General features: G+C 54.3%; 15 protein-coding genes. 9 read left to right on the forward strand and 6 right to left on the reverse strand.

Annotated features, from left to right (window positions below; genetic code table 11):
* Nucleotides 1-8: 8 nt before the first annotated feature.
* From IKP20_08025 to IKP20_08035, 3 genes are read left to right on the forward strand one after another with little or no spacing between them, the layout of a single operon-like run.
* Nucleotides 9-1,865 (forward strand): sel1 repeat family protein, encoded by a 1,857-nt coding sequence (locus IKP20_08025; GenBank protein ID MBR4504896.1) that lies wholly within the window; start codon nt 9-11, stop codon nt 1,863-1,865.
* Between the two features lie 30 nt (nt 1,866-1,895).
* Entirely contained in the window at nt 1,896-2,501 is a 606-nt protein-coding gene (locus tag IKP20_08030) for a sel1 repeat family protein (GenBank protein MBR4504897.1), read from the forward strand.
* 9 nt (nt 2,502-2,510) lie between these two features.
* Nucleotides 2,511-5,138 carry a sel1 repeat family protein gene (locus IKP20_08035; protein ID MBR4504898.1) on the forward strand — a complete coding sequence of 876 codons (2,628 nt, stop codon included), beginning with the start codon at nt 2,511-2,513 and terminating at the stop codon, nt 5,136-5,138.
* 2 nt (nt 5,139-5,140) lie between these two features.
* On the opposite strand, the gene IKP20_08040 is transcribed toward IKP20_08035, so the two are convergent.
* Together IKP20_08040 and IKP20_08045 are read right to left on the reverse strand one after the other, a co-directional pair.
* Nucleotides 5,141-11,071 carry a DUF4011 domain-containing protein gene (locus IKP20_08040; protein MBR4504899.1) on the reverse strand — a complete coding sequence of 1,977 codons (5,931 nt, stop codon included), beginning with the start codon at nt 11,069-11,071 and terminating at the stop codon, nt 5,141-5,143.
* Nucleotides 11,068-11,844, reverse strand: a complete 777-nt coding sequence (locus IKP20_08045; GenBank protein MBR4504900.1) for a hypothetical protein — start codon at nt 11,842-11,844, stop codon at nt 11,068-11,070. The genes IKP20_08040 and IKP20_08045 overlap by 4 nt, the downstream gene beginning before the upstream one ends.
* A 123-nt stretch (nt 11,845-11,967) precedes the next feature.
* Here IKP20_08045 and asd point away from each other — a divergent pair, with 123 nt between their 5' ends.
* Entirely contained in the window at nt 11,968-13,029 is a 1,062-nt protein-coding gene (gene asd, locus IKP20_08050; protein MBR4504901.1) for an aspartate-semialdehyde dehydrogenase, read from the forward strand.
* A gap of 211 nt (nt 13,030-13,240) precedes the next feature.
* Here asd and IKP20_08055 read toward each other — a convergent pair whose 3' ends face one another.
* From IKP20_08055 to IKP20_08070, 4 genes are all read right to left on the reverse strand, one after another.
* Complete coding sequence (locus IKP20_08055) at nt 13,241-14,953, reverse strand: LicD family protein (GenBank protein MBR4504902.1); 1,713 nt, start codon at nt 14,951-14,953, stop codon at nt 13,241-13,243.
* Between the two features lie 155 nt (nt 14,954-15,108).
* A complete protein-coding gene (locus IKP20_08060) occupies nt 15,109-16,470 on the reverse strand; it encodes a LicD family protein (GenBank protein MBR4504903.1) in 1,362 nt (453 codons plus the stop codon).
* 9 nt (nt 16,471-16,479) lie between these two features.
* Nucleotides 16,480-17,160, reverse strand: a complete 681-nt coding sequence (locus IKP20_08065) for a sel1 repeat family protein (GenBank protein ID MBR4504904.1) — start codon at nt 17,158-17,160, stop codon at nt 16,480-16,482.
* A 3-nt stretch (nt 17,161-17,163) separates the two neighbouring features.
* Complete coding sequence (locus IKP20_08070; GenBank protein MBR4504905.1) at nt 17,164-17,310, reverse strand: hypothetical protein; 147 nt, start codon at nt 17,308-17,310, stop codon at nt 17,164-17,166.
* A 360-nt stretch (nt 17,311-17,670) separates the two neighbouring features.
* Here IKP20_08070 and IKP20_08075 point away from each other — a divergent pair, with 360 nt between their 5' ends.
* The 5 genes from IKP20_08075 to IKP20_08095 all read left to right on the forward strand — a co-directional run bounded on the left by IKP20_08075 (nt 17,671) and on the right by IKP20_08095 (nt 24,794).
* Nucleotides 17,671-18,942, forward strand: a complete 1,272-nt coding sequence (locus IKP20_08075) for an ATP-grasp domain-containing protein (protein MBR4504906.1) — start codon at nt 17,671-17,673, stop codon at nt 18,940-18,942.
* 4 nt (nt 18,943-18,946) lie between these two features.
* Nucleotides 18,947-19,693, forward strand: a complete 747-nt coding sequence (locus tag IKP20_08080; GenBank protein MBR4504907.1) for a phosphocholine cytidylyltransferase family protein — start codon at nt 18,947-18,949, stop codon at nt 19,691-19,693.
* A 357-nt stretch (nt 19,694-20,050) separates the two neighbouring features.
* Nucleotides 20,051-21,247 carry a hypothetical protein gene (locus IKP20_08085; protein ID MBR4504908.1) on the forward strand — a complete coding sequence of 399 codons (1,197 nt, stop codon included), beginning with the start codon at nt 20,051-20,053 and terminating at the stop codon, nt 21,245-21,247.
* Between the two features lie 5 nt (nt 21,248-21,252).
* On the forward strand, nt 21,253-23,808 hold the full coding sequence (locus tag IKP20_08090) for a LicD family protein (GenBank protein ID MBR4504909.1): 2,556 nt from the start codon (nt 21,253-21,255) through the stop codon (nt 23,806-23,808).
* A gap of 122 nt (nt 23,809-23,930) precedes the next feature.
* Nucleotides 23,931-24,794, forward strand: coding sequence for an ATP phosphoribosyltransferase (locus tag IKP20_08095; protein ID MBR4504910.1), 864 nt, complete (start codon nt 23,931-23,933; stop codon nt 24,792-24,794).
* Nucleotide 24,795: the final 1 nt, after the last annotated feature.

A 24,795-nucleotide genomic window follows, 5' to 3' on the forward strand; every position in this document is an offset into this window, starting at 1 on the left:
GAGCGAGAATGAAATCTGTTCTGGGAGACATAATCATCAGGGAGATCTGGAAGGAGGAGCGCGAGGGTGTCTCCGATCTCAAATGCAGGATAGATATATCGGACAGGGACGACGATGGCGTCGAAACCGTCGAGACGAAGGAGATCAGGTTCTCGGTCCCATCCGAGTATTCCGAATACCTTCTCACGGAGAGGTGCGACGCATATGTCGTATTGCTGCTGAGGTACGCCGTGAGCAACGGATACAACATCAGGTCCGACATCCCCATCTCGAACGACCTCTATTACAATCTAAAAGAGCAATTCCTTCCGCCCTTCGTCAAGAACGACGGATACGCGGCCGACCTGATCCTCGAGACGGCCAGCAGCGTCGGAGGGGGCGAAGCGGTAGGCACGGGCCTGTCATGCGGCGTGGATTCCCTGTACACTGTGATGAGGATGAAAGATTATCCTGATCCCGAATTCAGGCTGACCCACCTGTGCATCAACAACGTGGGAGCTTTCAACGGCCTGTACAGGATGGAAGGCATAGACAAGGTCCGCAAAGGCATGTACGCCAACGCCCGCGCGGCGGCGGAAGAGATCGGTCTTCCCCTGATCGAAACGGATTCCGATGTCGATGACGTCTTGCACCAGAACCATTACCTCACCCACTCATACACATCCGCCTTCGCTATTTTCTGCCTCAAAAAGCTGTGGAAATACTATTTCTATGCATCATCGGGCGTTGATTGCATCACTGGGTTCAGCATCAGGGGGCATCTCATGTTCCCGCCGTCCAAATACGAGCTTCTGACCATGGACTGCCTGTGCACCCCAGCCATGAGGATATATATCGACGCGCCGACGGTGGCCAGATACGATAAGACAGTTGCATTGGCCGATTATCCCGTGGCGCAGAGGCATCTCGTGTCCTGCACGTCCTCGTACGTGAATTGCTCGCGCTGCGACAAATGCATGAGGAACATCATGGCCCTGGATTCGGTGGGCAAGCTGGAAGGTTTCTCGAACATATACGATCTGGATCTCTATCGCAATTTCAAGTACAGGTACATGTGGTATCTATATTCGAGGAGAGACGACCACTATTTCGAGCCGGTCTTCGAGAATTTCAGGGCCAAGGGCGACGAGGAGTTCGTTCGCACCGGCCAGATCTACGAGTCGATGGAGGAGTTCGACAGCGCCTGGAAGAGCGGCAACAAGGAGTGGGTGGCCGAGTGCTTCGAAAGGATCAAAGGCTACGCCGACGCCGGTGACATGCATGCTGCATCCCGCATAGGCAGGGCCTACAATTATGGCGTCGGCGCGGAGCAGAACCGCGAGGAAGCCCAGAAGTATTGGGCGATAACTATCGACGCTTTGAGGCAGGAGATCGCCGACGGATTCAACACGTCCAGGATCAAGCTTTTCGACATGCTGTGGGCGACCGGCGAGGAGAAGTACTATCCCGAGATGATAGAGCTTTTGCAGCCGCTTCTGGACGCGGAGGATATGTCCGCCATAGCCCGCAGAGGGCGCATGAGCAGGGACGGAAGAGGTTATCCCAAGGATACCGACGATGCCGTACAATGGTTCAGGTGGGCGTACAGGAAGGATCCTGTATGGCTCCAGGAGTATTGCGGCCTTCTCCTGAGCTCCGGGAAAGAGGAATATTACCAGGAAGCCAGAGAGGTATGCCTCGAGCGCTGCGACAAGAGCGCCAGATACGCGTATGGATTCCTGGGCCGCATTTATCGCGACGGGAAAGGAGTTCAGAAGGATCTCTGCGAGTCGGCCAAATGGTTCGAATTGGCCGTGATCAACAACGTGGAATGGGCTCCTATAGAGTATTTCGATGTCCTTTGGACGTTCAACGATCGCATGTAGGATCTGAAGCTCAGGGATTTGGTTCGCGCCATGGCAGAGGGCGGCTCCGTCGCGGCGATGGGCCGTCTGGGCAAGGTCTACCATTACGGCCGCGGTGTGCCCAAGGATCTCCATCTGGCCCGCAGGTGGCTAAGGCGCGCCCAGGAGAGGGATTTCGTCTGGTTCCCGGAGTATTACGAGACCCTTCTGGCTTCGGACGAGAAGTTCCATGATGAGGCCTGCAAGAGGTGCATAGCTCTCTCGGACAAGGGCGTGAAGCATGCTTACGTCTATCGGGCGCGCATGTATCGCGACGGGTTCGGCTGCGAGAAGAATGCCGACGAAGCCATCGCATGGTACAGGAAAGGCGTCTCGGAGGGCATGGTCTTGGCCGCGATGGAGCTGTTCGAGATATTCTGGGCCAATCCGTCCCCAGCCACGGACAAAGAGATGATAGACGCCATACTTCCGTTCGCGAACCGCGGAAGCCCCGGCTGCATGGGCCGTCTCGGCCGCGCTTATCACTACGGAAGGGGCGTCCCGGTGAATCTTGCGATGGCCGAGAGGTGGACCGCCAAAGCCTGCGAGAAAGATCCTGCGAGATGGAGCAAGGGCCTCGAGACGATAAGGCTCAAGAGAAAATCGGAAAAGCGCTGAGGGATAAGTATGGATGGTACCGGCTCACACGTGACGCTGCGCATCAGAGGGATACGCCGCGAGGATTCGGAAGAGGTTTCTCGCCTGGTTTTTTCGATAGATAAGACTATAGTGGAAAACAATGGTAGCACTACAGTCAACTCAGAAACATTCCTGGAGGCCCCCACAGAATACGCTCCGTTCTTGGTCACAGAAAGAGCCGATGCCATCGTCGCTTTGCTGATAGGATACGCCAGCGGCAAAGGGTGCGAAATACAGTCTGACGTCCCGGTTTCCGAGGATTTCTATCACAATGTTATTGAGATTCTCCTTCCAGAATTGAATGATGGAATCACTCTGTCTTCCGAGTTGCTTCCTCCGCTTCCTAAGGGCAACTCTGTAGGTTCTGGGATGCAATGCGACGTCGATTCGATGCATGCGGCGATGAAGTATTCCGATTACAAGATCCAAAGGTTCAAGCTCACTCACCTGTGCACCAGCAATCTGGATTATTTAGGGGATGACTATAGTCTTACTGATGACACCGAATGCTTCCTGAGCAGAGCGCGCGAGGTCGCCGGGGAAATCGGGCTTCCGATGATATCCGTCCGCACCAATGCATGCGAGGAGTTCCCGATCGGTTCGCAGGACGCCCGCGTCTACGCCGAAGCTTTCATCGCGCTCTGCCTGAGAAAGCTTTGGAGATGCTATTTCATCCCGTGCTCCGAGGAATCAATTGGCTTTGCACCATTCCTCATGTCTTGTCTGAGTTCCCCGGGATTGGAGCTGATCCCGGAAGGGCTGCGCATGTCCCGGTACGGGAAGATAGCGGGGATATCCGATTTCGCTCCGGCTCAGAGGCATCTTCTCTCGTGCCAGTCCGGAGGCGGCAATTGCGGCATCTGCGACGGATGTGCATTCGATATGCTGGCTTTGGATTCGCTCGGAAAGCTGGACCTGTTCTCCGAGACTTACGATATAGAATTTTATGGGGCGCACAGGGAACGTTATCTGAGGCAACTGGCCCATGAAAGGGACGATCCCAGATATGTGCCCATATGCGCTTCGTTCTTGTATAAAGGCGATGCCCAGTATGTTTCTGCGGACGAATCCGAATCGCTGATAAGGAATTTCGATGCGCTATGGGCTAAGAACGATCCGGAATCGGATGCGGAGGCAGTGGCTTCCATAATGCCGCTGGCATCCGGGGACATCCGCGCCGCATATCGTCTGGCTGACGCGTACGCATCCGGAAGAGGAGTAAAGAAGAACCGCGAAAAGGAGCTTGGATGCCTCAGGTCCATCGCTGAAACATACAGGATGGAGATGGTCGACGGCTTCCCTTCGGGATGCGATCTCTTCGACGTGCTGTGGAGGTCTGGCGAATCCGACTCGGACCTCTTGGATTCCGTGAGGCCGACGGCTGAAGCGGGCGATTCTTCCGCCTGCGTCCGCATGTCCAAGGCATTCGCCGAGGGGAGAGGGACCAAGAAGGATCCGGACGGTGCGATCTTCTGGATGGGGAAGGCTTTCGAGGCTGACCCGCCCGAATATGCCGAGGATTATTGCGAGATGCTCATATCATCCCAGGATCCGGAGAAGCAAGCGGAGGCTGCGCGCCTATGCGAGAGCCAAGCCGCCAGCCTTCGGAACCCTAAGATGTGCGCGATGATGTCCGGTCTGTTCCGCGACGGAAAAGGGGTAGAGAAGAATCTCTCGGAAGCCTGCGGATGGATGGCCAAGGCCGCGGAGATGGACAGATCTTATGAGCTCGAATGGTGCAGGATGACATTGGAGCATGGCGATTCCCGTGCCAAAGCCAAAGCCGCCGAGGTCTGTCTCCGCGGCTGCGAGGAGCTTCAGAATCCGGATTACTGGACGCTCATGTCCGAGATATATCGCGACGGAATCGGAGTGAGGAAGGACATAGGAGAAGCGATCAGATGGATGAGGGAAGCGGTCGCCGTCAGGCCGTCCAGGCTGTCGTACGAATTTTTCAGGCTGCTCCAATCGTCCGACGATGAGAATAACCGCAGGGAGGCTTTCGAAGGCGCTACCGAGCGCTTCGAGAAGACCGGGTCCACGATGTATCTCGCGCTCATCGCCCGCGCATACCGCGACGGAAAAGGCACTGAGAAAGACATGGCTAAAGCGGTCGAGCTCATGAGGAAGGCATCCAAAGAATCGCCGTCCAAATACCTCAGGGAGTATTGCGAGATCCTCGTCGATTCCGACGATCCCAAGGACAACAAGGAGGCGCTCAGAAGATGCGAATCCTTGTATTCGAAGACCGGGTCGGCTTTCAGCTGCAAGCTTCTGGCCCGCATGTACCGCGACGGGAAAGGCGTGGAGAAGGATCTGGACAAAGCCTTCGAGTGGATCGGAAGATACAGGGAAGCGGAAGGCTCCGATGAGCTGGGCTACTGCGAATTCCTTCTGAGCACTGGGATGGAAAGCGCCTGCTCAGAGGCCTGGGAAATCTGCAATGAGCGCTATTCGGAGACAGCGGATCCCAAGTGCTGCGGACTCATAGCCCGCATGTACCGCGACGGGAAAGGGGTTGGGAAGGACCGCGACAAAGCCATCGAATGGATGGAGAAGGCCTTCCTGGATGACCCCGCCGTTTGGGAAGCCGAATTCAACGAGCTTTTGGGATGATCTCACTCCTCGGTCGGCATCAGATTACCGCCTTCCTCCAGGATCAGCCCGTCCTCCACGGCCAAGTCGATGGCCTTCTCGATCGTGGAGATTACGTTGGCTCCGGGGCGTTTGAATCCCAAGGCTTTGCCGGCTGCAGAAGCGCATGAGAGCCTAGGAATCGAGACGGAAGCTTCCACGACGTCCAGGCAGGCGTTCATCAGCTCGATCAGCGGGATGCAATCTATGTCCCTGGAATCTGCGGTAGATTCGGCCGCTCTGTAGGTGCGCATTTTTCTGTCCGCGCCTTCCGCCCAGTAAGTGACGAAATCATCGCGGATGTCCGGGGAGAACTCGGAGCGCAGGTTGCGGATCAGAGCTTCCTTTTTGTTTCCCACAAGGCGCTTGATCCCGGTGCCTTTCCTGTATAGGGACAGCAGCAGCTCTTCGTTCACCGGGGATTCCATTGCGATTATCTTCCCGGCGATATCCCTGATCAGATCGCGGTCGGACGTAGCGACATCCACGGGAACATCTTCGAATTGGAGGTTCAGCGGGACGTACGTTCTCCGCCTGGGTTCCTCCTCATCGGGTTCCGCATCGTCCACTGGCATCTCTTCCTCGGCGCTTTCGTCCGGTGCCACTTGAGGACCGTCTGCGGGAGTATCCTCGGTAGCATCTTTCTGCGGCTCTTCCTCCGCCGGGACGTCGTCCGGGATGAGCTCTTCTCCGTCTTCCTCTGCCGCCACCGCGCGGTTGGCCAGGATGTCCTCAATCCTGTTCTCTATCTTCTTGAGGGTCAGCTTCTTGTTGAAGAACCAGTCCACGGACCACACGTGCATGATGTTCCATCCCAGCCTCACCAGGACATCGGATCTGGCGAATTCCCTGTCCCTGGTGTTCTCCGACTTTTTGTACGAGTCTCCGTCGCCGAGGATTCCCAAGATGTATTCCTGCGGGTTCTCCGGATCCACGACGGCCAGATCAACCCTGAACCCGGAGCTTCCGATTCCGAAATGCGATTCGTATCCTATCTCGCTGAGAGACTCGGCTATGTCCTCCATGATGGCGGACATGTCTTCGGCTGGCTTGGCATGGTCCTGGTCTCCGAAGCGCCCGTTGTTCTCGGCGAACTTCAGGAATTCCCTCATGCTGCGGACGCCGCTGCTCGAAGCCGGCGTGAGCTTGACGTCGGTGTATCTCATCGATGAGAACACGACCATCTCGCATCTTGCGCGGGAGACCGCGACGTTGAGCCTGCGGCCTCCTCCGGGACGGTTGATCGGACCGAAATTCTGGACGACCGTCCCTTCCCTGGAAGGCCCGTATCCTATGGAGAAGAGGATGATGTCCCTCTCATCTCCCTGGACCGTCTCCAGATTCTTGATGAACATGCCCTCGGACATCTTCCCCAGCCTCTGCTGGAATCTCGGATGCTTAGATGTCATGTCATCCATGGCGTCCTCGATGCAGTTCTGCTGGCTTATGCTGAACGCGATTATCCCTATGCTCTCCCCTTTGTATCCCTTTGACATGACGCGCCTGTAAACCTCGTCGACGACGGCGGCAGCCTCTATGGGATTGCAGCGCCTTCCCTTATGGTATCTGCCCTCCCTGACGAAGCGCATGCCGACTTTGGTCTCCTGGTCGTTGGGGGACGGGAACGTGAGCATCTTTCCGTCGTAGAAGACCCTGTTGCTGAACGTGATCAGGCTCTCATGCCTGCTGCGGTAATGCCATTCCAGATAGGTCTGGGGCATGTTCAGCGCGAGGCAGTCTTCCAGGAAGCTTTCCATGTCTTCGATCTCCTCCTCGCTTTCCTCGGTCTCCATCTGCTTCTGGAAGAACCTGGTCGGAGGGAGCTGCTGCCTGTCGCCGGCGATCACCGCCGCTTTGCCTCTTCCCAACGTGCCTATGGCTTTGCTGGTGGTTATCTGCGAGGATTCGTCGAATATGACGATATCGAATTTGGGATAGTCCATGGTCAGATACTGGGACACGGACTGCGGGCTCATCAGGAGGCAGGGGCACAGGCGGGGAAGCATATGCGGTATCTCTCCCAGGAGGGTCCTGATGGATTTCTTCATGCGTCCCGCGCTGACCGCCCTGTAAACTTTTCCAGCTTCCGAATCGGGGATGGAGCTGTCAATGTTGCGCGGCACGTTCTTGTAGAGCCTGTATTTCAGAAGGCTCTTGTTTATCTCCGCATATTCGGAGTCCAGCTTCCTGAGGCGTTCGACGGTTCCCTCGAACGTAGAGGCGTTGAACATGCGCAGGGATTCCGACTCCTGGCGGCAGAGGTTTATCATCGTTTTGTACAGCGATCTGTAGGTCGAGTTCACCACGGCATTTGAGTCCATGCCGGACCTTATTGCATCGCACGATGCGCCCAGGCCTTCCTCCTCGAGCTTGGAGGCGTAATAGTTCCAGTTGGCCCAGTCGAAGACTCCGGCGAGATGCGGGCGGATGGATTCGCAATAAGCCCTGCATTTTTCCGGGAGCGAAATGTCCGCGTCGGTCTTCATCACGGATATCAGTTTGTCGCGGGCGGCCTCCCATCTTTCGACGGCGCTCTGATAGTCTTCCGCGCCACCGTTGGGCCCTTCCAGAGCCATGCGCAGCTCATGCAGCTTGTCAGCGGATATCCCCACTGCTTCGGCGGCGGAAATCGTCTCGTTGGCGCGGACCAGCATATCCGAGAGGGACGCCTTCTCGGAGGCAATCCCAGCGGAAGCGGAGGCGACCTTTCCCGGGATCGAGGAAAGCGATCTGAAATCCTGGTTCACGGCAGAGATCAGGTCTGCGGTTGTGCCCAGAGACTCGAAGGCAACTCCTGGGCGGAGCACATTGGAGACGTCGGACATGAACTTCTTCTTGGCCGCGCTCTTGAACAGCATCTTCCCGTCGGCTTCGTGCCATCCTTTCTTTATGTTGTATCTGGAATCGAAATCGTAGACCTCCGGGCGCCATTGGGTCTCGATGCGATTCATGTCGGGCCCGATGGCTATCAGTTTGGAGCAGAACGATTTTACTTTCTCCGCCGACGAGCGGATGGCGCTGTTCGGAGGCAGCCATCCCGCTTCGGTCGCTTCAGAAGCCAGATCTGAGAGCTCGCCGGAATCCTTCAGCATTTTTGCCGCTTCGTCCTGGCGGACGTCCCTGGGATCCCAAGCTGCGAAGGCGTCGAATATGGAGTCCGAGAGCGAGACGATCTTCGGAACGACATCAGGTATGCGGGCTATGTTGGGATCCGAAGCGATCTTGGCGTCGGCGGACATGACTGTCGACACGATCCTTCCGGTCCGGTCCGTATCTCCGTCTATCCCGGCCGCGGCTATCTTCGGCCCGACGGCATCCAGCGCGTCCGCCGCGGCCAAAGCCTCGTCCATCGCCTCTTCGATGTCGTATTGCAGGGAGGCGGCAGGCACGTCCGCGTGGATCGTCGCAAGGGCGTCCGTGTCGCACATGCTGGTGGCGATGCCGTAGGCCTGGCATGCCTTTATGATGTCGTCCTCCAGGTTCCCTACCGTCTCCGGTTTCATCCTCAGCGCGGTGTCGGTGGATATCCTGAGGTCTTTGGCTCCGGCGACGTTATGGGCCTCATAAAGAGAGATGCATTCGTACGCGCTGAATCCCCACGCCTGCTTCCTGTGAAGGTCGGAGACGTAGGCATCCAGCTTCTCTTTGGTGGCGCTGAGCTTGGCGATGGTCTCCTCCAGCTTGGAGTCGTCGAATTCCTTGCACGGCTCCATCGCTTTCCTCAGCTGCTCCAGGACCTTAGTCTTCTCCGTCTTATCGGAATGGAGCTCCAGGCAATGGTTCCCGATGCCGATGCCATCCAGCCTTTTCTCGACGACGTCCAGCGCCGCTCTTTTCTCGGCCACGAACAGGACCGTCTTCCCGCGGTAGATCGAATCCGTGATTATGTTGGTGATCGTCTGCGATTTCCCGGTTCCCGGCGGGCCGTGCATGATGAAGGTCTTCCCTTCGCTGGCGGCTCTCACCGCTTTGATCTGGGAGGAGTCTGCGGGGACGGTGAGGCATAGGCCGTACGGGTCCGCGTCCGCTTCCAATTCCGGGTCGGCGTGGTATATCCCGCCCGACACCATGGCCTCCACGACGGGGTTCTCCTTGAGCTTGCCCATGTTCTTCTCCAGGTCTTTCCACATGGCATACTGGCTGAACGAGAACACGCCCAGCGCGGCGCCGTCGAGGACTTCCCATCCCTCCAATCCTTCTATGCATCTGCGGACGTTCTGGGTGATCCTGTCGACGTTCAGGCCGCCGTCGTCCAAAGGAAGCGGATCTATCCCGGGGATGTTTATGTCGTATTCCTGGCGAAGCTTCTCGGCCAATGTGACGTTGAAAACGGTCTCCTCATCGTAAGGCACGACCACGTATCCCTTCTGCTTCTTGATGAGCTCGGCCGGGATGAGGATGAGAGGAGAGTAGCGGGGTATCCTGTCGGCTTTGCTCTCGAACCATCTGAGCACGCCTATGGCTATGAAGAGTGAGTTGCATCCGCTCTCTTCCATCTCTTTCTTGTACAGACGGTAGATGGATTTGAGCGAGGATATTGTGTCGGCCTCGCCGAGCGGGGTTCTTATCCAACCTCTGGACAGCTCATCCCCGAACGAGCCCGCATAGTTTCCGACGTAGGTCTCGGTCTCGAACGGCCTTTCCGAGTAGATCCCGGCGCCGTCCCAATCCTGGGGCTTCGGCATCAGGATGAACTGCGTCCCTTTGGAGAACGTCTCCCCGAACTTCGAGGTGTCCCCGACGAGCAGAGGGACCGCTTTGGCGCCGACTTTCATGCTCACCAGCGGGTTCCTGGTGGTGATGTCGAGGAGGTCGCGCTTCCAGATGTCCACGCGGGTCAGCGCTCTGTCCTCGGCCGCCTCGTAAACTTCGCCGACCTCTTTGGGGGCGACGGATTGGGTATCGAATTCGTCCTTCTCGACGGTCCAGGCCCCATTCTCATATCTGCGGGTCGGGAGGGGTCTGATCGTCGGGCGGGATTTCTTTATGTCCACGGCGCAGATGAACGATTCAGTGTCCTCCAGGCGCATCAGGGCGGCTTCCGAGGCCACGTCGAAAGCGGCCGCGTGTCCATCGCAGAGATATGTGCACTCGACAGCTCTGGCGTCGCGGTTGCGTATCAGACGCGTGATGGCTGAGCTGTCGATGGATGTTATGTCGGCCATGTGGTCGTCCACGAGCCAGAAACCTGCGAACGCATGGCCTTTGACCAGGAAGATGAACGTGTTGAGGCCGATGGATTCCAAAGCGGAGCAGTAGAGCGCCGATACGTCGATGCATGTGCCTTCCCTGTCGGATACTACGGTATCTGCCAGGCGCACCCTTTGGCCTGATTCCTCGAAACCTGCCGGCGGCACGATGTATTTGATTCTGAGCTTCTGGATGGCGTCGTATACTGCGGCAGCCATCTCGGCTACCCTGTTCCTGTCGCCGCGATAGCCTTCGAGGGATGGGTCTTTGCCCCAGCTTCTGAGCGTCTCAGAGGCTGAATCGCGGATTTTAGCAAGGCAGGAAGCGTTGGGAGTGACGAAGGACGCTATGAGCTCCGGACTGTCCGGACCGGGCCAGTATTCGAACGGGAGGATCTCGGTGTCGCAGGACTCGGATTTGATGCTTCCGTCTTCGCCTTCCGCTAGCAAGGTGACGCGGCAGGGCATCGTCTCGGCGGCTTCCAGCAGGCGGGCGGGATCCAACGACACGTTGAAGTGCTCTCTGAGATCCAGAATCGTGCCGGCGGCGATCCCGTCGGCTTTGAACGAGATTTCCTTGATGAAAGGCGGATCCGATCTGAGCGTGAAGGTGATATTCTTCTCGTCTTCTTCGGCCTCCGCCGTCGCCGTAAGGACGGGGTTCATCCCATTCCTGTAGAGCACGTACCCTATCTTGCTGATTTCCAACTCGAGTTTCAGTTTCATCTGCCCATCCTCTTTTTGCTCAGCGCCAACTCCATCTTGGCGCGGTCGCCTTCCGAAACCGTTTGAAGCGAAGGCGATTCCCATAGTTTATCGTATGCATCCCGCAGCTCGCGGAAAATGTCCGGCAAGTCGCTCTCCATTATGCGGATGCCCCATTCCTCCGCTGTCGTGAGGGCGCTTTTGGAGATGTTCGCCGAGCCTACGTATGCCTCCCCATTGCCGTTCGGAGAGGTGAAAATGAAGCTTTTCGCGTGTATGTGGTCCTCTGCGGTGGCATCGAACTCGAATTTCACTTCCGTATTGGGGAGCGAAGCCAATTCGATGACGGCTTCCGCCTCTGTGGAACCCATGAATGAAGTCGTTATGGTGCGTATTTTCGTTCCTTCTTCGGCTCTTTCCCGGAGCCAATCGATCATCAGGTTCAGCCCGGACATCTTGATGAAAGACACCACTATGTCGATGCCATCCGCATGGGAGGCCGATTCTTCCAGAGCGTCGATCAATGCGAATCCGCATCCCGGGGTCACCGCAGAGCTGTGGGATGGGATCTCCGCGAAATCGCGCTCGCTCTTCCTGATGCCAGCTCTTTTCCAGTTCTTTTTCGTTTTTGTAAATATTATAATCTTAGTTTTGTTCACGTTTTTCTTGCCCAGGAATTCTTCGGGCATGCATATCCCGCAAACTTTACCACTATCGCAGGTGTACTCTCCCTCACGTTTTTCACATATTATGCAGGGGTTCTTCACGCGGGGATACATGAGGGCGCATGCCATTCATGCCTATTATTTGCTGTCATGGTTGGATTTGATATTCTTTTAAGAATATTATTATTTTATTTTTAGGCACAAATATTTATAAATTATAGGAATAGCCCCGGCCACTACAGAGGAAAGAGCATGAGCAAAATCAACGTAGCGGTGCTTGGAGCGACCGGGATGATAGGGCAGAGATTCATCCAGATGCTCGAGGACCACCCGTATTTCGAGATCGAGGGGCTTTATGCGTCCGAGCGGTCGCAGGGAAAGAAGCTCCGTGACGTACTCAAAGTCAGGGACCACGTCTATCTGGACGACACCCTCGACAGGACCATCGAGGTCATGGACATCGCGAAGATTTCCAAGAGCTGCAGGATCGCTTTCAGCGGCATCCCTTCGGACCTGGCAGGGCCCACGGAGACGGATCTGGCGCAATCAGGAGTCGCCGTCTTCACTAACGCAGGCTCCCACAGGATGGATAAGAACGTCCCGATCCTCATCCCCGAGGTCAATCCCGAGCATTTCGAATCCATAAAGGACCAGAGCACTTACGCGAACGGCGGATACATCGTGACCAACGCGAACTGCTCCTCCACCGGGATTGCGCTTCCGCTGGTGGCGCTGGACAGGGCTTTCGGGCTCAAGCAGGTATTCGTCTCCACATATCAGGCGCTCTCTGGCGCAGGATATCCCGGAGTTCCCTCCCTTGATGCGGTCGGAAACGTTGTGCCGTTCATCAGCCACGAAGAGGAGAAGATGGAGTCCGAGCTGGCAAAGATGCTCGGAACCTATTCGGACGGCCAGTTCAAATATGCCGGTTTCAAGGTCATGGCCAATTGCGCCAGGGTTCCAGTCGTCGACGGCCATCTCGAGTCGCTAGTTCTGGACCTTGAGAAGCAGCCCACCCTCGAGGAGATGTCCAAAGCTCTCTCCGAATTCCGCGGAGAGCCCCAGAAGCTCCATCTCCCGTCCGCGCCAGATCAGCCGGTGATCGTGAGGCCCGAGGAGAACAGGCCCCAGCCCGCTTTCGACGCCATGGCCGGTACCCCAGCCCGCGCGAGAGGCATGGCTTCCACCATCGGCAGGCTCAGACAGAGCAACGGATACTACAAGGCGTTCGTCATGTCCCATAACACCCTCAGGGGAGGCGCCGGCGGCTCTGTTCTGAACGCAGAATTGGCGAAAGCCAAAGGTATTCTCTGAGAAAAACAAAAGATGGGGGCGCGTCCCCCATCCAATTTTTGATAATCTTGACCCTCCGATAAAAATCAATTTTTAATGCTTCAAATTACAAAAATTACTTTTTAGTAATCGAGGCTATCACTCCGATCAAGCCGCAAAAGGCACCAGAATTATCGCAGATCAAACCCTATTTGCTGGCAATCGGAAGCGAGGATTCCGGGAGATTCTGCGATCAATCGCCAGATTCTTCCAGTTCCCTCAGGAATCTTTTTATTTCCTCCAGATCAGCATCATTCCAATCCGAATGTTTGCGGTTCAGAAGGGCCGGCGGGAATCTCATTATGTCTCCGTAGAGCGCTTCCATGATTTTCTCGCCGTTGTTGGGGCCGCTCAGAACGAGGTCCTCGAATTGAATATCTTTTACCGGGAAGAAATCCGATCTGTCGAATAGTTTCCGCCTCGGGCGGGGGACGGGGTTGTCAAAGGTCAGAGCCACCGCATCTCCCTCGGAGCCTCCCATGTCTTTCGTGAAATTCTTTTTGGCCTCTTCATAGGTGCCAATTATTCTGGGGTCCTTTACCGGGCTGACCTTATTGGCCAGATCTTCTTTCGCCAGCGCGTCGATCTTCGCGCGCAATCCGGCTATGTAGTTTCTGTACTCTTCCCATCCTTCGTCATCCGAGGATCTCACGCCGTCGAAGATCATCACGTCTATATGCAGCACTCTGGGGCTCACGTCTCTCATCCGGATCTGATGGCCGTAATTGATTCCGTTTCCCATCGAGCTGAGATATACGAATTCTTTCGTTTTCATTTCAGGGTCGTCTTCCAGCGCTTTTGCGAGTCTGTCGTAATCCTCGCGCATCATGTAGATGTCGACGTCGTCGTCCCACGGTATGAATCCTCCGTGGCGGGCGGACCCCAGCAGAGTCCCGCATGCGATCATGTAGTTTACGCCGAACTTCCTGCATTTGCCGTCCAGCTTTTTGAGCATCGCTCTGAGCCCTTCCTGGATGGTGGAGATTCTGGAGTCGTCGATCTTTATCGACCTGAAGATTTCGCTTACGTTGTCTTTGGAAATCAGGCCCGCTTCAATGGCGGCATCAAGGGCTCCGTTGAGGGTGTCAGAGGCGTTTCTGCTGCTCAGAAGGCCGGACGTCCCGCATTCCATCATGGCGTCGATGACGGTCTGGAAGTCCTTTGCCATCTGTTTTTCCGGGCTCTCCGAATTCTTCAAGAAATCAGCGTATGACGCAGGCACTCTGAGGTTCGTTTCCATCAGGGCCAAGAACATGCGGTCGGCGGAGCGCTCACCTAAATATTTGGCCGCTGCGATGTCGTCTTGGTCGAGCCGGCTTTTTTCCGCGGACTCCAGGGCGCCGTTCCCTTGGCGCATCAGCTCCAAAGCAAGCCATGGGAGCTCTTTTTTCCAGTTGGGCGGTAGCTCCCCGATGCGGCTCAGGATTTCTGCGGCCTTTTCCGGGTCTTTTTCGGTTCCGTTTCCGTGGATATGGGCGGACATCAGGCGCAGCTGGGCGCATAACGAATCGGGATCCCGGGATTCCAGCAGGTATCTGCATGCCAGATTCCGGCAGACCGGATCGCCCGAAGAGGATGCGATATCATAGAGCATGCAAGCCGCCGTCATGGATCCCAGATCCGCGGCGGATTTCATCCACGATATGGCTGCGATCTCGCTTCTTTCCGTTCCGATACCGTTGTTGTACGCTTTGGCCATGCGTATGATCGATTGGATGTCACCGGATTCCGCGAAAGGCTCTACCACGCGTAACGCTTCTTCTCTGCTTTCCGGATCATCGGATGCGCGGAGGGCGTCGAAGAGTTCGGCAGCCGCTTCTGCAGAGCCGGCGAGTGCGTCGCGGCGCAGAATGTCCAGAGTCCCATGCATTTGGGCTGTATTCTGATCCTCAGCGTCTCCATCCATCCGTATCCCTCCGATTCCGATCTATCCAGAGCCACTCAAGGCCGTGCGGCATACTTGGTCGGCAGCGGTCTGGTGGCTGATTCATAAGGCGCCCCCATCTCATGCGCTCGGCAGAGACGATGGGGGCAGATTTCAACAGAGTCCTTGTCAAGAGCTCATATTTTCGGGGTTCTCTTTGCAAGGAACGCTTTGATCCTTTTCAGATTGTAGTCTTTGCCTTTGACATGGTTGCGCATCATGTCTCCGGGGAACCTCATGGGAGACCCGTAAAGATTCGTCAGGACTTTCATCGGGTCGCGGGGCCCGGGGAGCATAATGTCCTCGAATTTCATGTATACCGGCGGGAACACTTCGTCGTATCTGAATATCTTCTTTTTGTGGGATACTCTGGGGTTGTCCATGGTCATCGCTACGGCGGTCCCGCCTTCTCCGCGCATATCTGATTCGAAAGATTCCCTGTAGCTCGCGTAGAGGTCTTTGATCCTCGTGTCTTCCAAGGGGTTGAGGCCTTTCTCTTTGTCTTCTTCGTTGAGGTCATCGATCATTTCTCTGAAGCTGTGGGCGTAATCGGAATATCTCTGCAATCCGGCTGGGTCGGCGGACTCGACGTAATCCAGCACCATGACGTCCAGGAACATGTTCGCGCCCTTCATCCTCATGTGGATGTGGTTGAACCATTGGGTGGTATCGGCCTTGCTCTCATACAATCTGCTGTGTATCCTGAACGGAGAGTTTTCGTCCAGCACAGTCTTGAGCTTCTCAAAATCCTCGCGCATCATGTAGTAGTCGATGTCGTCATCCCACGGGACGAATCCCCCGTGGCGATAGGCGCCCAGAAGCGTTCCGCAGGCGATCACATATTGGATTCCGTTGGCCTTGCAGATGTCGTCGAACGACTTCAACATCAGTTTGAGGACTTTATGGATGTTCTCCAGGTCGCTTTTGTTGATCCTCAGGGCTGAGAAAATGCTCTTAAGATCATCCTCGGCAATCGCTCCAGCTTCCAAGGACGCTTCCAGCATCCTGTTCATCGTCCCGGATGCGTTTCTCGGGGTCAGAAGGTATTCATCTTCGAATTCCACTAGTATGTCCAGGATGGTCTGGCAATCCTCGGCGATGAAGCTCTTGGGATCCTCGACGTTCTTTATCAGTTTTCCGTATGACGAATCGAGGCGGAGATTGTTCTCAATCAAAGCGGCTAAGACGTGTTCCTTATGGGATTCGACCAGTCTGGGCGCCCATGCCGGCATGTTCTCGGAGAAGTTAAGCTTCTTGATGGACGAAATCATGTCGCCCTCTTGGTACGACATATACAGCGCCATTTCCATCAGATCTGACAGATAAGTCTCCCTGTCCAGCCCGGCAGTCAGGCTTACGGCGGCTTCTCTAATTTCAGGGTCGCTGCTGAGACAGCAAAGCTTGCCCAAACACACCCTTTCGTCTGGTTCCTCGACAGGGTCGTCGCTTTCTACCGCGCGTTTGGCCATGGCCTCTGCGGCTTCGGCATCTTTTTCCATGCCTATGCCCTAGTAATATGCTTTGGCGATGCGGATCATGGCGGATACGTTGCCAGATTCCGCGAAGTATTTAAGTGAAGGTATTATCGCTGCAGCTCCCTTGGGATTGGGCGCGCTGCCGACGGCAAGGTCAAACATGCGTACCGTATGCTTGCATGCTTCGTTGCGGGCAGATTTGAAATCGGAATTCAGATCCTGGATTTCTTTCAGATTCGCTTTGGCCCATGGAACGTCCTCTTTGTACGACAATATCGCCCATTTCTCGGCTTCGCTCAGATCCTTTTTGTAGCATTTGCCTCTGTAATACATCTTTCCGATGCGGGCCATAGCCCTAGGATTGCCGTTCGCGGCGGATTCCTCGGCTATTCTCATCATCTCGGAATTGTCATCGGAATCTCCCAGCCTCCAATAGATATCGACCAGAGTGTTGCTGACGAAAAAGTTGCTCAGGATGTCCGAATCGTGCATCCAATCTGCCATCACGCGAAGCGCTTCTTTGCTGGCGCCACGGCTTTCAACCAATTTTCTTACGGCTTTCAAGCTGTCCGTGTTCTTTTCCTCTATTTTGGAGCAGACAATCGGAACGATGCGTTCGGCCATCTCTTTGTCGATAGTCGCAGGCAAGTTTTGCATAAGCATGCATGCCGCATCGAAGCCCTCTTCCGGGTGTTCGGATATGAGTTCGCACACCTTCTACTCCTTGAGATCGAATCTGGTGTAATATGAGTATTTCAGCTCGTCGGCCAGTTGGGAGAAATCACCTGATTCGGCGGTTAAGATGGCTTTTTTCAATCCATCGCAGCTTCTGTTCGAAGCGTCTTTTCTTATGATGTCAGTCATGTCATATCACTTTAGCAAATCTTGCGGAACTGGGTTCGATTTTTGTCGTAATTTTTTTGATTATAATCCGAACATCTGAATGATGAAGAACGTCTTCTGGCAGATCTCAGCTCCCGAGTGTTTTGAGCAATTCCTGTTGGTAATAGGCACCATAAAAATCTTATTTATATGATGCGGGATGGGCCCGCAATCCATGTCTGTCGGATGATTCCGATGATGCCGTGCGTTCGTTCGTTCTCTTAGAATCGCCCCGATTTGGCGATTATAATCGGGAGTTTATAGGCTAAATTTGGTGTGATGATATGGGCAACCGTTATTGTGCAACAATATTATTAATAAAAGGGGTACTATGAAGACAGCATGGAATGCCTTCTTATCCTAGGTGGGAACTCCGCTACAGCTGGCCTTGTGACGATGGCCAAGTCTATGGGTGTCAGAACGGTGGTCGTGGACAAAAATCCTCACGCTTACGCCAAAAAGTTCGCTGACGTGCCATACGACATCGACGGCACCGATATAGATAGCATAGTGAGGATAGCCAAGAAGGAAAAGGCGGACGGCATCATGTTGGGCGCTGTCGAGGAACTCATGGACACTTATCAGAAGGTGTGCGATGCCCTTGGGATGAGATGCTATGCGACGAAGGAGCTCTTAGATCTGTTCTCGGACAAGAGCGCATTCAAGAATGCATGCGTCGCAAACGGTGTGCCTACGACCGAAGGCGGGCTTTATGGCATCGCCGACGTCGATTCTTTCAGGTCCAAGAAATTCCCGCTGATCGTGAAGCCGGTCGACAGCAGCGGATCCCGCGGCATCAGGGTATGCTACAAGTTCGAGGAGCTCCGTTCCGCGGTCGAATCAGCCCTGTCATTTTCCGAGCTCGACAAAGTCCTCATAGAGAGGTACATGACCGGGCAGGAGGTCGTGGTCTATTACGCGTTCCAGGACGGGGAGCCAACGCTGCTGGGAATCTGCGATCGCTACACTAACCATGAGCGTGCCTCCAGCGCGCAGCTTCCGACCTCATATGTGTTCCCATCCAGATTTACGAAAGGGTACATGGCATCCGAAGACTCGGCGGTAAGAGAGATGTTCCGCAAGATCGGAGTCAAGAACGGGGTCATGTTCCTTCAGGGATTCGCAGATGACGACGGGACGCTCAGGTTCTACGAGTCTGGATATAGGCTGAACGGCGCACAGGAGCACCACATCTTCGCCAATCTCTGCGGCATAGACGCGAAGAGGATGATGGTCGACTTTGCTCTGCACGGCAGGATGGCCGATTTCAGCATTTCGGAGAAGGCCGACCCTCTTCTCGGCGGCCGCTTCGGATGCAAGCTGTCCGTCCTCATGGAGCCGGGAACGATCGCCAAAGTCGTCGGATTGGAGGAGGTATCGAAGATGGAGGGCGTGGTATGCGTCAATCCCAGCTATGATATCGGGGAGACGGTGAAGGATGCCGGCACGCTCAAGCAGATAGTATGCAGGTTCTTCATAGTGGCCGATACGATATCAGATCTGAAGGTCCGCATAGACAAGATTTATGATGCGTATGACGTTATCGATGGGAACGGCGCGTCTTTGTTGATGGAGCAGTTTGACACGAGACTTCTATTGGAGAATTACAGGTGATCTCATGAGAGCTATTCTTTTGGCCGCTGGAAAAGGAACCAGGATGTACAGGCATTTCAAATGCCCCAAAAGCACGCTGAAGGTCGATGGCGTGCCGATAATAAGGCATTCAGTCGAGATATTGCTCAGCAAAGGGATCGATGTCACGGTCGTGCTGGGATACGACTGCGAGACTATCCGCTCTTCCCTAAAGGGCTGCAAAGTGGACTACAGCTACAACCCGTTCTACTCTAAGACGAACAGTTTGGGCTCCCTATGGACGGCCAGGAAATATCTGAAGCCCGGGGAGGACGTGATAATCTCCAATGCCGACGTCTATTGGGAGGAACCGCTCCTGGAAAGGCTGCTGGAGGCTCCCGGCAAGATAGTGATGGTTGCCGACAGCGCGAGGTACGAGGTGGGAGATTACTTCTTCTACGTGGAGGACGGCATGATCTCCAAGTTCGGCAAGGAGCTGAAGCTCGAAGAGAGGAACTACGAGTACGTCGGATTGGCCAAGATTTCGGGCGACCGTGTGGAGGCGTTCTCGAAGAGGCTGGACACCATGGTGAAAGAGGAGAAGTACGACCTGTGGTGGGAGAACGTCCTCTACAACTATCTGTCCGAAGATCCCGTCAGAGTCGTGGATGTGCCGGACCTGTTTTGGGCGGAGGTGGACTACGTCCAAGACTATGATCGCATTAAGGAGTATATCAGAACGAAGGACGTCTCCTGCAAGCTGGACAAAAGGTTCATGCCGATCGTAGAATGACGGCGGTCGCCGGGGGCCATCAAGGCCCTTCCGCGGCGAGCGTTTGCAGATCCGCGCATCGTCAAAGGGTGTCCCGTCGGAAAACGGGATTCCAAACGGTCAACTTTGTTATCTGTGGCCGGCGCCGGGCACAGCCAAAAACAATCGGCGCAATACATTATATTTCCCTGAATGTTTTGCTGGAAATCCAAGCAATGAAACCTGCGGCCTAACGAGGAATGTGATAATTTGAGGTATCTGGGGTATGGTTATGTCGAAGGGGTCGATCAGAATGGCGAAACTGCGATCCTTCCTTCCAATGATTTGGACAAAGCGTCCTGTGAAACCATAATTCAGCAGCTGCAGCCCAAAAGTGACATGCTGCTGAATTTCTACTCTGAATTGGACGTGATTAAGCTGGGGCTCAGAGAAGAGTACATTCTGGCCATCGACGAAGGGATCAAAAAACATGGCGTCAACGAGACCATCGACATAATTCTGAACAATTATTCCGACAAAAACAATAATTTCCTGAGGATACTGAAAAGAACCGATCAGTGCCATCTTCTCACTCTGATGATCGACGCGGAATTGGGTTCGAAACTCTGCTATGATGACAGTTCGGTCGGCGGAAAAGTCAGCGGCAAAACCTATTCGCGCGACATCAGTATGCTGTCGTTCCTCTGCCAGCAGGAGAAAGATTGTTTCATAGCGAAAAAGATGATCGTCAAAGCCATAGACTGGCTGATCGATAAAGGGCTGAAAGACAGCGCCTTCGGGAAAGAGGAGGTCAGAGGTTTCATCGGGAGTTTCAGGCAATACGACGACTACTCCATCGTAATGCGCAAGACCATTCTGTTCATGCTGAAGGAAGTGGACAGAATCTGCTCTGCTAATGAAATCGATTATTCCATTGCGTCAGATACCCTTCTGGGCTATGCCGTTTTCAAAGGCCTGATGCCTTCCACCAACAGCGCTCAGATCATGATGACCCGCCAGGATTACGACATATTAAAGAAGGCGCTGGCAGGCAACAAGACGCTGAAGATAGTGGAATATGCTTACAAAAAAGTGATGAGAACCCGCATCACAGTGAAAGGGATTTCGAGCAGCTGGGCGTACATATCGGTGATCAAATTGGATGTAGTCAAAGACGGCGACCGCCGCGGGCAATACGATTCGATCAAAAGCGATCTGAAGAAAAGCCTGGCGAAGATAGACCTGGGCGATGTCGACGTCAACAATCCGAAGGTGTCAGCCCTCTACAGGGATGCCTTCAAAAAAATATCCAACCTGATCGGTTCGGATAAGGCGGATCAGAGCTGCGGCCTCGTGAACGGCATCGAAACCGCGAAAATAAACGAGATCGACTGCAGATTGGAAGATTATCTGCCCACGAAATCTATTCAATTCGATTCGCTCACTCTGAAAGCCGCGAACCATCCCTCATCTTTCAACGGAAAATTCGAGGAACCTCCGCTGAAATTGTCGCCATATCTCGGCAGCAAGAGGGCAAAGGCCGATCTGGATGTGATCGAGACTGTTATCAACAAAGAATTGGCGGGAGGGAAGTGATCGCTATGAAGGACAAAATAGTCTTGAGCAAATCCAGGGTCGATTCCTTATCCAAGATCGATGTTGAAGAGGAAAGCTGGATCAAGCAGTATTCTGAGCGTCCGTGGGATGGAAAAGAGCCGATAACAACGGGCAAGTACTTCATCGAATACGAGGGAATCCCGTTCCACTTCGCATTTTACAAGTCAAAAACTGACGACAAGCATCTGATGGTGTCCCTGACCGGAGGGAATTACGGTTCGACCCGCACCGAGGGCATGTATACGAGATGGAAATATGCGGCACGCACGGATTATTCCATACTTTGCATCGATGACCCGATGGTGTGGATGTACAAGGTCAGGTTCGGATGGTTCGGCGGCGCGAACAAAAAAGGCAAGCCGATTTGGACCATCACTTCTGAATTGATCAAGAAGATAATGGCCGCAAGCTATTCGAAGCAGCCCGAGGTAATTTTCTACTCTTCTTCTTCTGGTGGGACTGCAGCCATTCTGATATCGTCAGTGATAGGGTTCCCATGCTCCGTGGTCGCGATCAACCCGCAGCTGTATCTGCCGTTCAATCCTATGTACAAAAAAACGACGGGCGCCGGCATCCTCCATGAAGAGTTGGTAAAACAGAAAACCGTAGTCGGAATCATCAAGAATCACAAGGAAAATCATTACATCATTCTGGAGAATCTGGCCTCGTACAATGATTACGTCAGGCATCACATGCATCTTTGCGGAGAGCTGGGAATAAAACCGGCATACGGCATAACCCGCTCATCCGACAATCTGATCAGCTGGGTTTATTATGCGGCCTCCAATCAAACTCATAGGGCGCAGGATTTCGCTTCGCTCTATCCGGCTTTGGAATACTTGACAGCCAATTTCGATCGTTTCAAGGAGATCCCGTGGAACCTGTTGGATCTTTTCAACGGATACCTCCAGGACCATCACGTCCAACTCAGGGATGCCAAACTTATCGAATCAAATCTGAAACCGCCATTGGAAGATGCCGTCGAATATGCCAAATCCGGGGATTTCACATTTCTGGAAAAGATAATCGACGATTGCTCGGAAGATGAGATCAGAGACAACGAGATATTCAAGCTGATTCTGAAGTTTCCCAGCAGATCCGTTGTCTGCCTGTGCCATCTCTTCGGCAAGACCCATGACAAGGCTTTCTTGGACAAGGCCGCCCACCGCATCGTCAGAGCTCTTATAGAGGATCCCAAGACCTTTACGAATCAGATGCAACCCATACTGATGGGCTCGAATCTGACGGAAGAAGCGGCATGCTCTTTGGTCGAAGCGGCATCGTCGCGCATCGATGATGTCTTAGAGAGTATGAGGTCGTCCGAACAGATCAAAGAGATCGCATGCGCGGTTATGCTTCAGTATCTGTCGTCGGGAAAGCCGATGGATGTCATCATCGATCAGATGAAGTCCGACGGCCCGAGATCCGTCCTTTTGCTCCTGAGAGCGGTCAATAAAGAGTATCTTCTTACGCTGGCTCTCGAAACCGTCATGAAGAGCGGCATGCATTATAAATGCAAAAAGAGGGATTACGACTCAAGGAAGGAGTCGCTGCTGTCCGACTGCTCGATATTGATATCTATCCTCGAGCTGGGCGAAGAAAGATTGGTATTCAATTCGGCGGCGGTATCCCATATGCTCAACTGCATTGTCGAAAGTGGGCAGAAAAACAATGTCATCGGTGAGCAGGATATATTGGGCATCTTCAAGTCTATAAAATGCAGCGATTCGACGACCGTGGTCATCCACAGGGCGCTGGCGATGATTCTGAGGGAAGTCGACAGGATATGCACGTCAAAAGGAGTCAATTACACTCTGGCGTGCGGCTCTCTGATCGGCGCCTATCGCCACGAGGGATTCATCCCATGGGATGACGACGCCGATCTGTACATGACCCATGACGATTTCAAAGTCTTTAGGGAGGCGGCGAAGAAGAGCGAAGTCATCGATCTCATCGAATTCACGTACCACAGCAATTACTCCACCAGACTGAAGCTCCGCAATGTCCCGACCCGCTGGCTGTTCATCGACATCTTCACTTTCGATTACGTATCGGATCTGGAGAACGCTTGGGAGCTGCGCTGCGAGATGAAGAAGCAGATGAACAAGGAGATGAAAAAGTACCTCGTCGGAAACAGATTCTCCAACAAAGAGGTCAATATCCCCGGCGTCAAGAGCCTGTATAATCGCTATATCCCGATGTCCATGTCGCGTTTGGACCCCAATAACGAAAGGAAAGGGATCGTGCTGGGAATAGACAACGCTACGAGGCACAAGCACATCTACCCGATAGAAGACTATCTGCCGACAAAGCGCCTGAAATTCGAGGATATGACCTTGGCAGTCGCCAACAATTACCAGAAGATTCTGGAGGTTAATTACTCGAACGCCCTGAGCTTCCCTGAGGATATGATGACGGCCAAGCACAGGCGCACGGATCTGGATCTCACGGACATCCTGATCAGGGTCTGTAAAGACGATTCCGCCCGCAGGTCTGAGGCTCAATCAGAATCGGATGGAGGGGACTCCAAGCAGAGCTGATTGTACCGTGCCGAAACGGCAAAGGATGTCGGGAAGGGTTGGCGGCCCGCAGATTCCTGTTCCCGTTCCCGTCATCCTTATCTATATCGCGCATATACGAAGCAACCGACGGAAGGATTCAAATGACGCTCAGATTCGGAGTCCCAAACAAAGGAAGGCTGAACGAACGGACCATCGAGCTCCTCACGAAAGCGGGCCTCGATCTTGGTGACGACATCGGCAGGAAGCTGTATGTCAAGATAAAGAACCAAGACATCGAGATTATGTTCGTTCGCGCCCAGGACATCCCCGAATTCATCGCCAAAGGGGCGATCGACATGGGCATCACCGGCCTGGACCAGGTGGCCGAATCCGGGCACGATCTGAAGAATCTTCTGGATCTCGGATTCGGTTTCTGCCGCCTCTCCGTGGCGGTTCCGGAGGAATCCCCTGCCAGATCCGTCAAGGACATAAAGGACGGGAGCCGCATCGCCACGTCGTTCCCGAAGATAACGAAGAAGTACTTCGATTCGCTCGGAAAGGACGTCAGCGTCATCGTCGTGTCCGGGGCGGCCGAGATCATGCCTTATCTGGGCATCTCGGATTACATAGTCGATTTGGTGTCAACCGGATCCACCCTCAAGATGAACAGGCTCGTCGAGATCGGCACCATCGTCGAATCCCAGGCGGCTATCATATCCTCGGAGAAAGCCATGAAAGGCCACGGGGAAGAGATCGATCTCGTAGTCAGCTCCATCGCCAGCGTCATAGCGGCCGAGGACAAGAAATACATCATGGCTGACGTGCCCAAATCGGCGCTGCCCGAGATCGAGCGCATAATACCCGGCATAGGCGGGCCCACCATAGTTCCGATATCCGGAAGCGGGGACACAGTGGCCGTGCACGCGGTCATCGATTCCGATCAGGCCTATCGCATCATATCCGAGCTCAAGAGGGTCGGGGCCAAAGGAATATTGACCATGCCCATAGAAAGGCTGGTCGATTGAT

This window comes from Candidatus Methanomethylophilaceae archaeon, assembly GCA_017524805.1.
Taxonomy (GTDB): Archaea; Thermoplasmatota; Thermoplasmata; order Methanomassiliicoccales; family Methanomethylophilaceae; genus Methanoprimaticola.

Coding starts and splice junctions, on each gene's coding strand:
- IKP20_08045 (MBR4504900.1), bottom strand. CDS start 11,844: ATGGCATGCGCCCTCATGTATCCCCGCGTGAAGAACCCCTGCATAATA.
- asd (MBR4504901.1), top strand. CDS start 11,968: ATGAGCAAAATCAACGTAGCGGTGCTTGGAGCGACCGGGATGATAGGG.
- IKP20_08060 (MBR4504903.1), bottom strand. CDS start 16,470: ATGGAAAAAGATGCCGAAGCCGCAGAGGCCATGGCCAAACGCGCGGTA.
- IKP20_08070 (MBR4504905.1), bottom strand. CDS start 17,310: ATGACTGACATCATAAGAAAAGACGCTTCGAACAGAAGCTGCGATGGA.
- IKP20_08040 (MBR4504899.1), bottom strand. CDS start 11,071: ATGAAACTGAAACTCGAGTTGGAAATCAGCAAGATAGGGTACGTGCTC.
- IKP20_08095 (MBR4504910.1), top strand. CDS start 23,931: ATGACGCTCAGATTCGGAGTCCCAAACAAAGGAAGGCTGAACGAACGG.
- IKP20_08035 (MBR4504898.1), top strand. CDS start 2,511: ATGGATGGTACCGGCTCACACGTGACGCTGCGCATCAGAGGGATACGC.
- IKP20_08090 (MBR4504909.1), top strand. CDS start 21,253: ATGAAGGACAAAATAGTCTTGAGCAAATCCAGGGTCGATTCCTTATCC.
- IKP20_08075 (MBR4504906.1), top strand. CDS start 17,671: ATGGAATGCCTTCTTATCCTAGGTGGGAACTCCGCTACAGCTGGCCTT.
- IKP20_08080 (MBR4504907.1), top strand. CDS start 18,947: ATGAGAGCTATTCTTTTGGCCGCTGGAAAAGGAACCAGGATGTACAGG.
- IKP20_08030 (MBR4504897.1), top strand. CDS start 1,896: ATGGCAGAGGGCGGCTCCGTCGCGGCGATGGGCCGTCTGGGCAAGGTC.
- IKP20_08085 (MBR4504908.1), top strand. CDS start 20,051: ATGCTGCTGAATTTCTACTCTGAATTGGACGTGATTAAGCTGGGGCTC.
- IKP20_08025 (MBR4504896.1), top strand. CDS start 9: ATGAAATCTGTTCTGGGAGACATAATCATCAGGGAGATCTGGAAGGAG.
- IKP20_08055 (MBR4504902.1), bottom strand. CDS start 14,953: ATGGATGGAGACGCTGAGGATCAGAATACAGCCCAAATGCATGGGACT.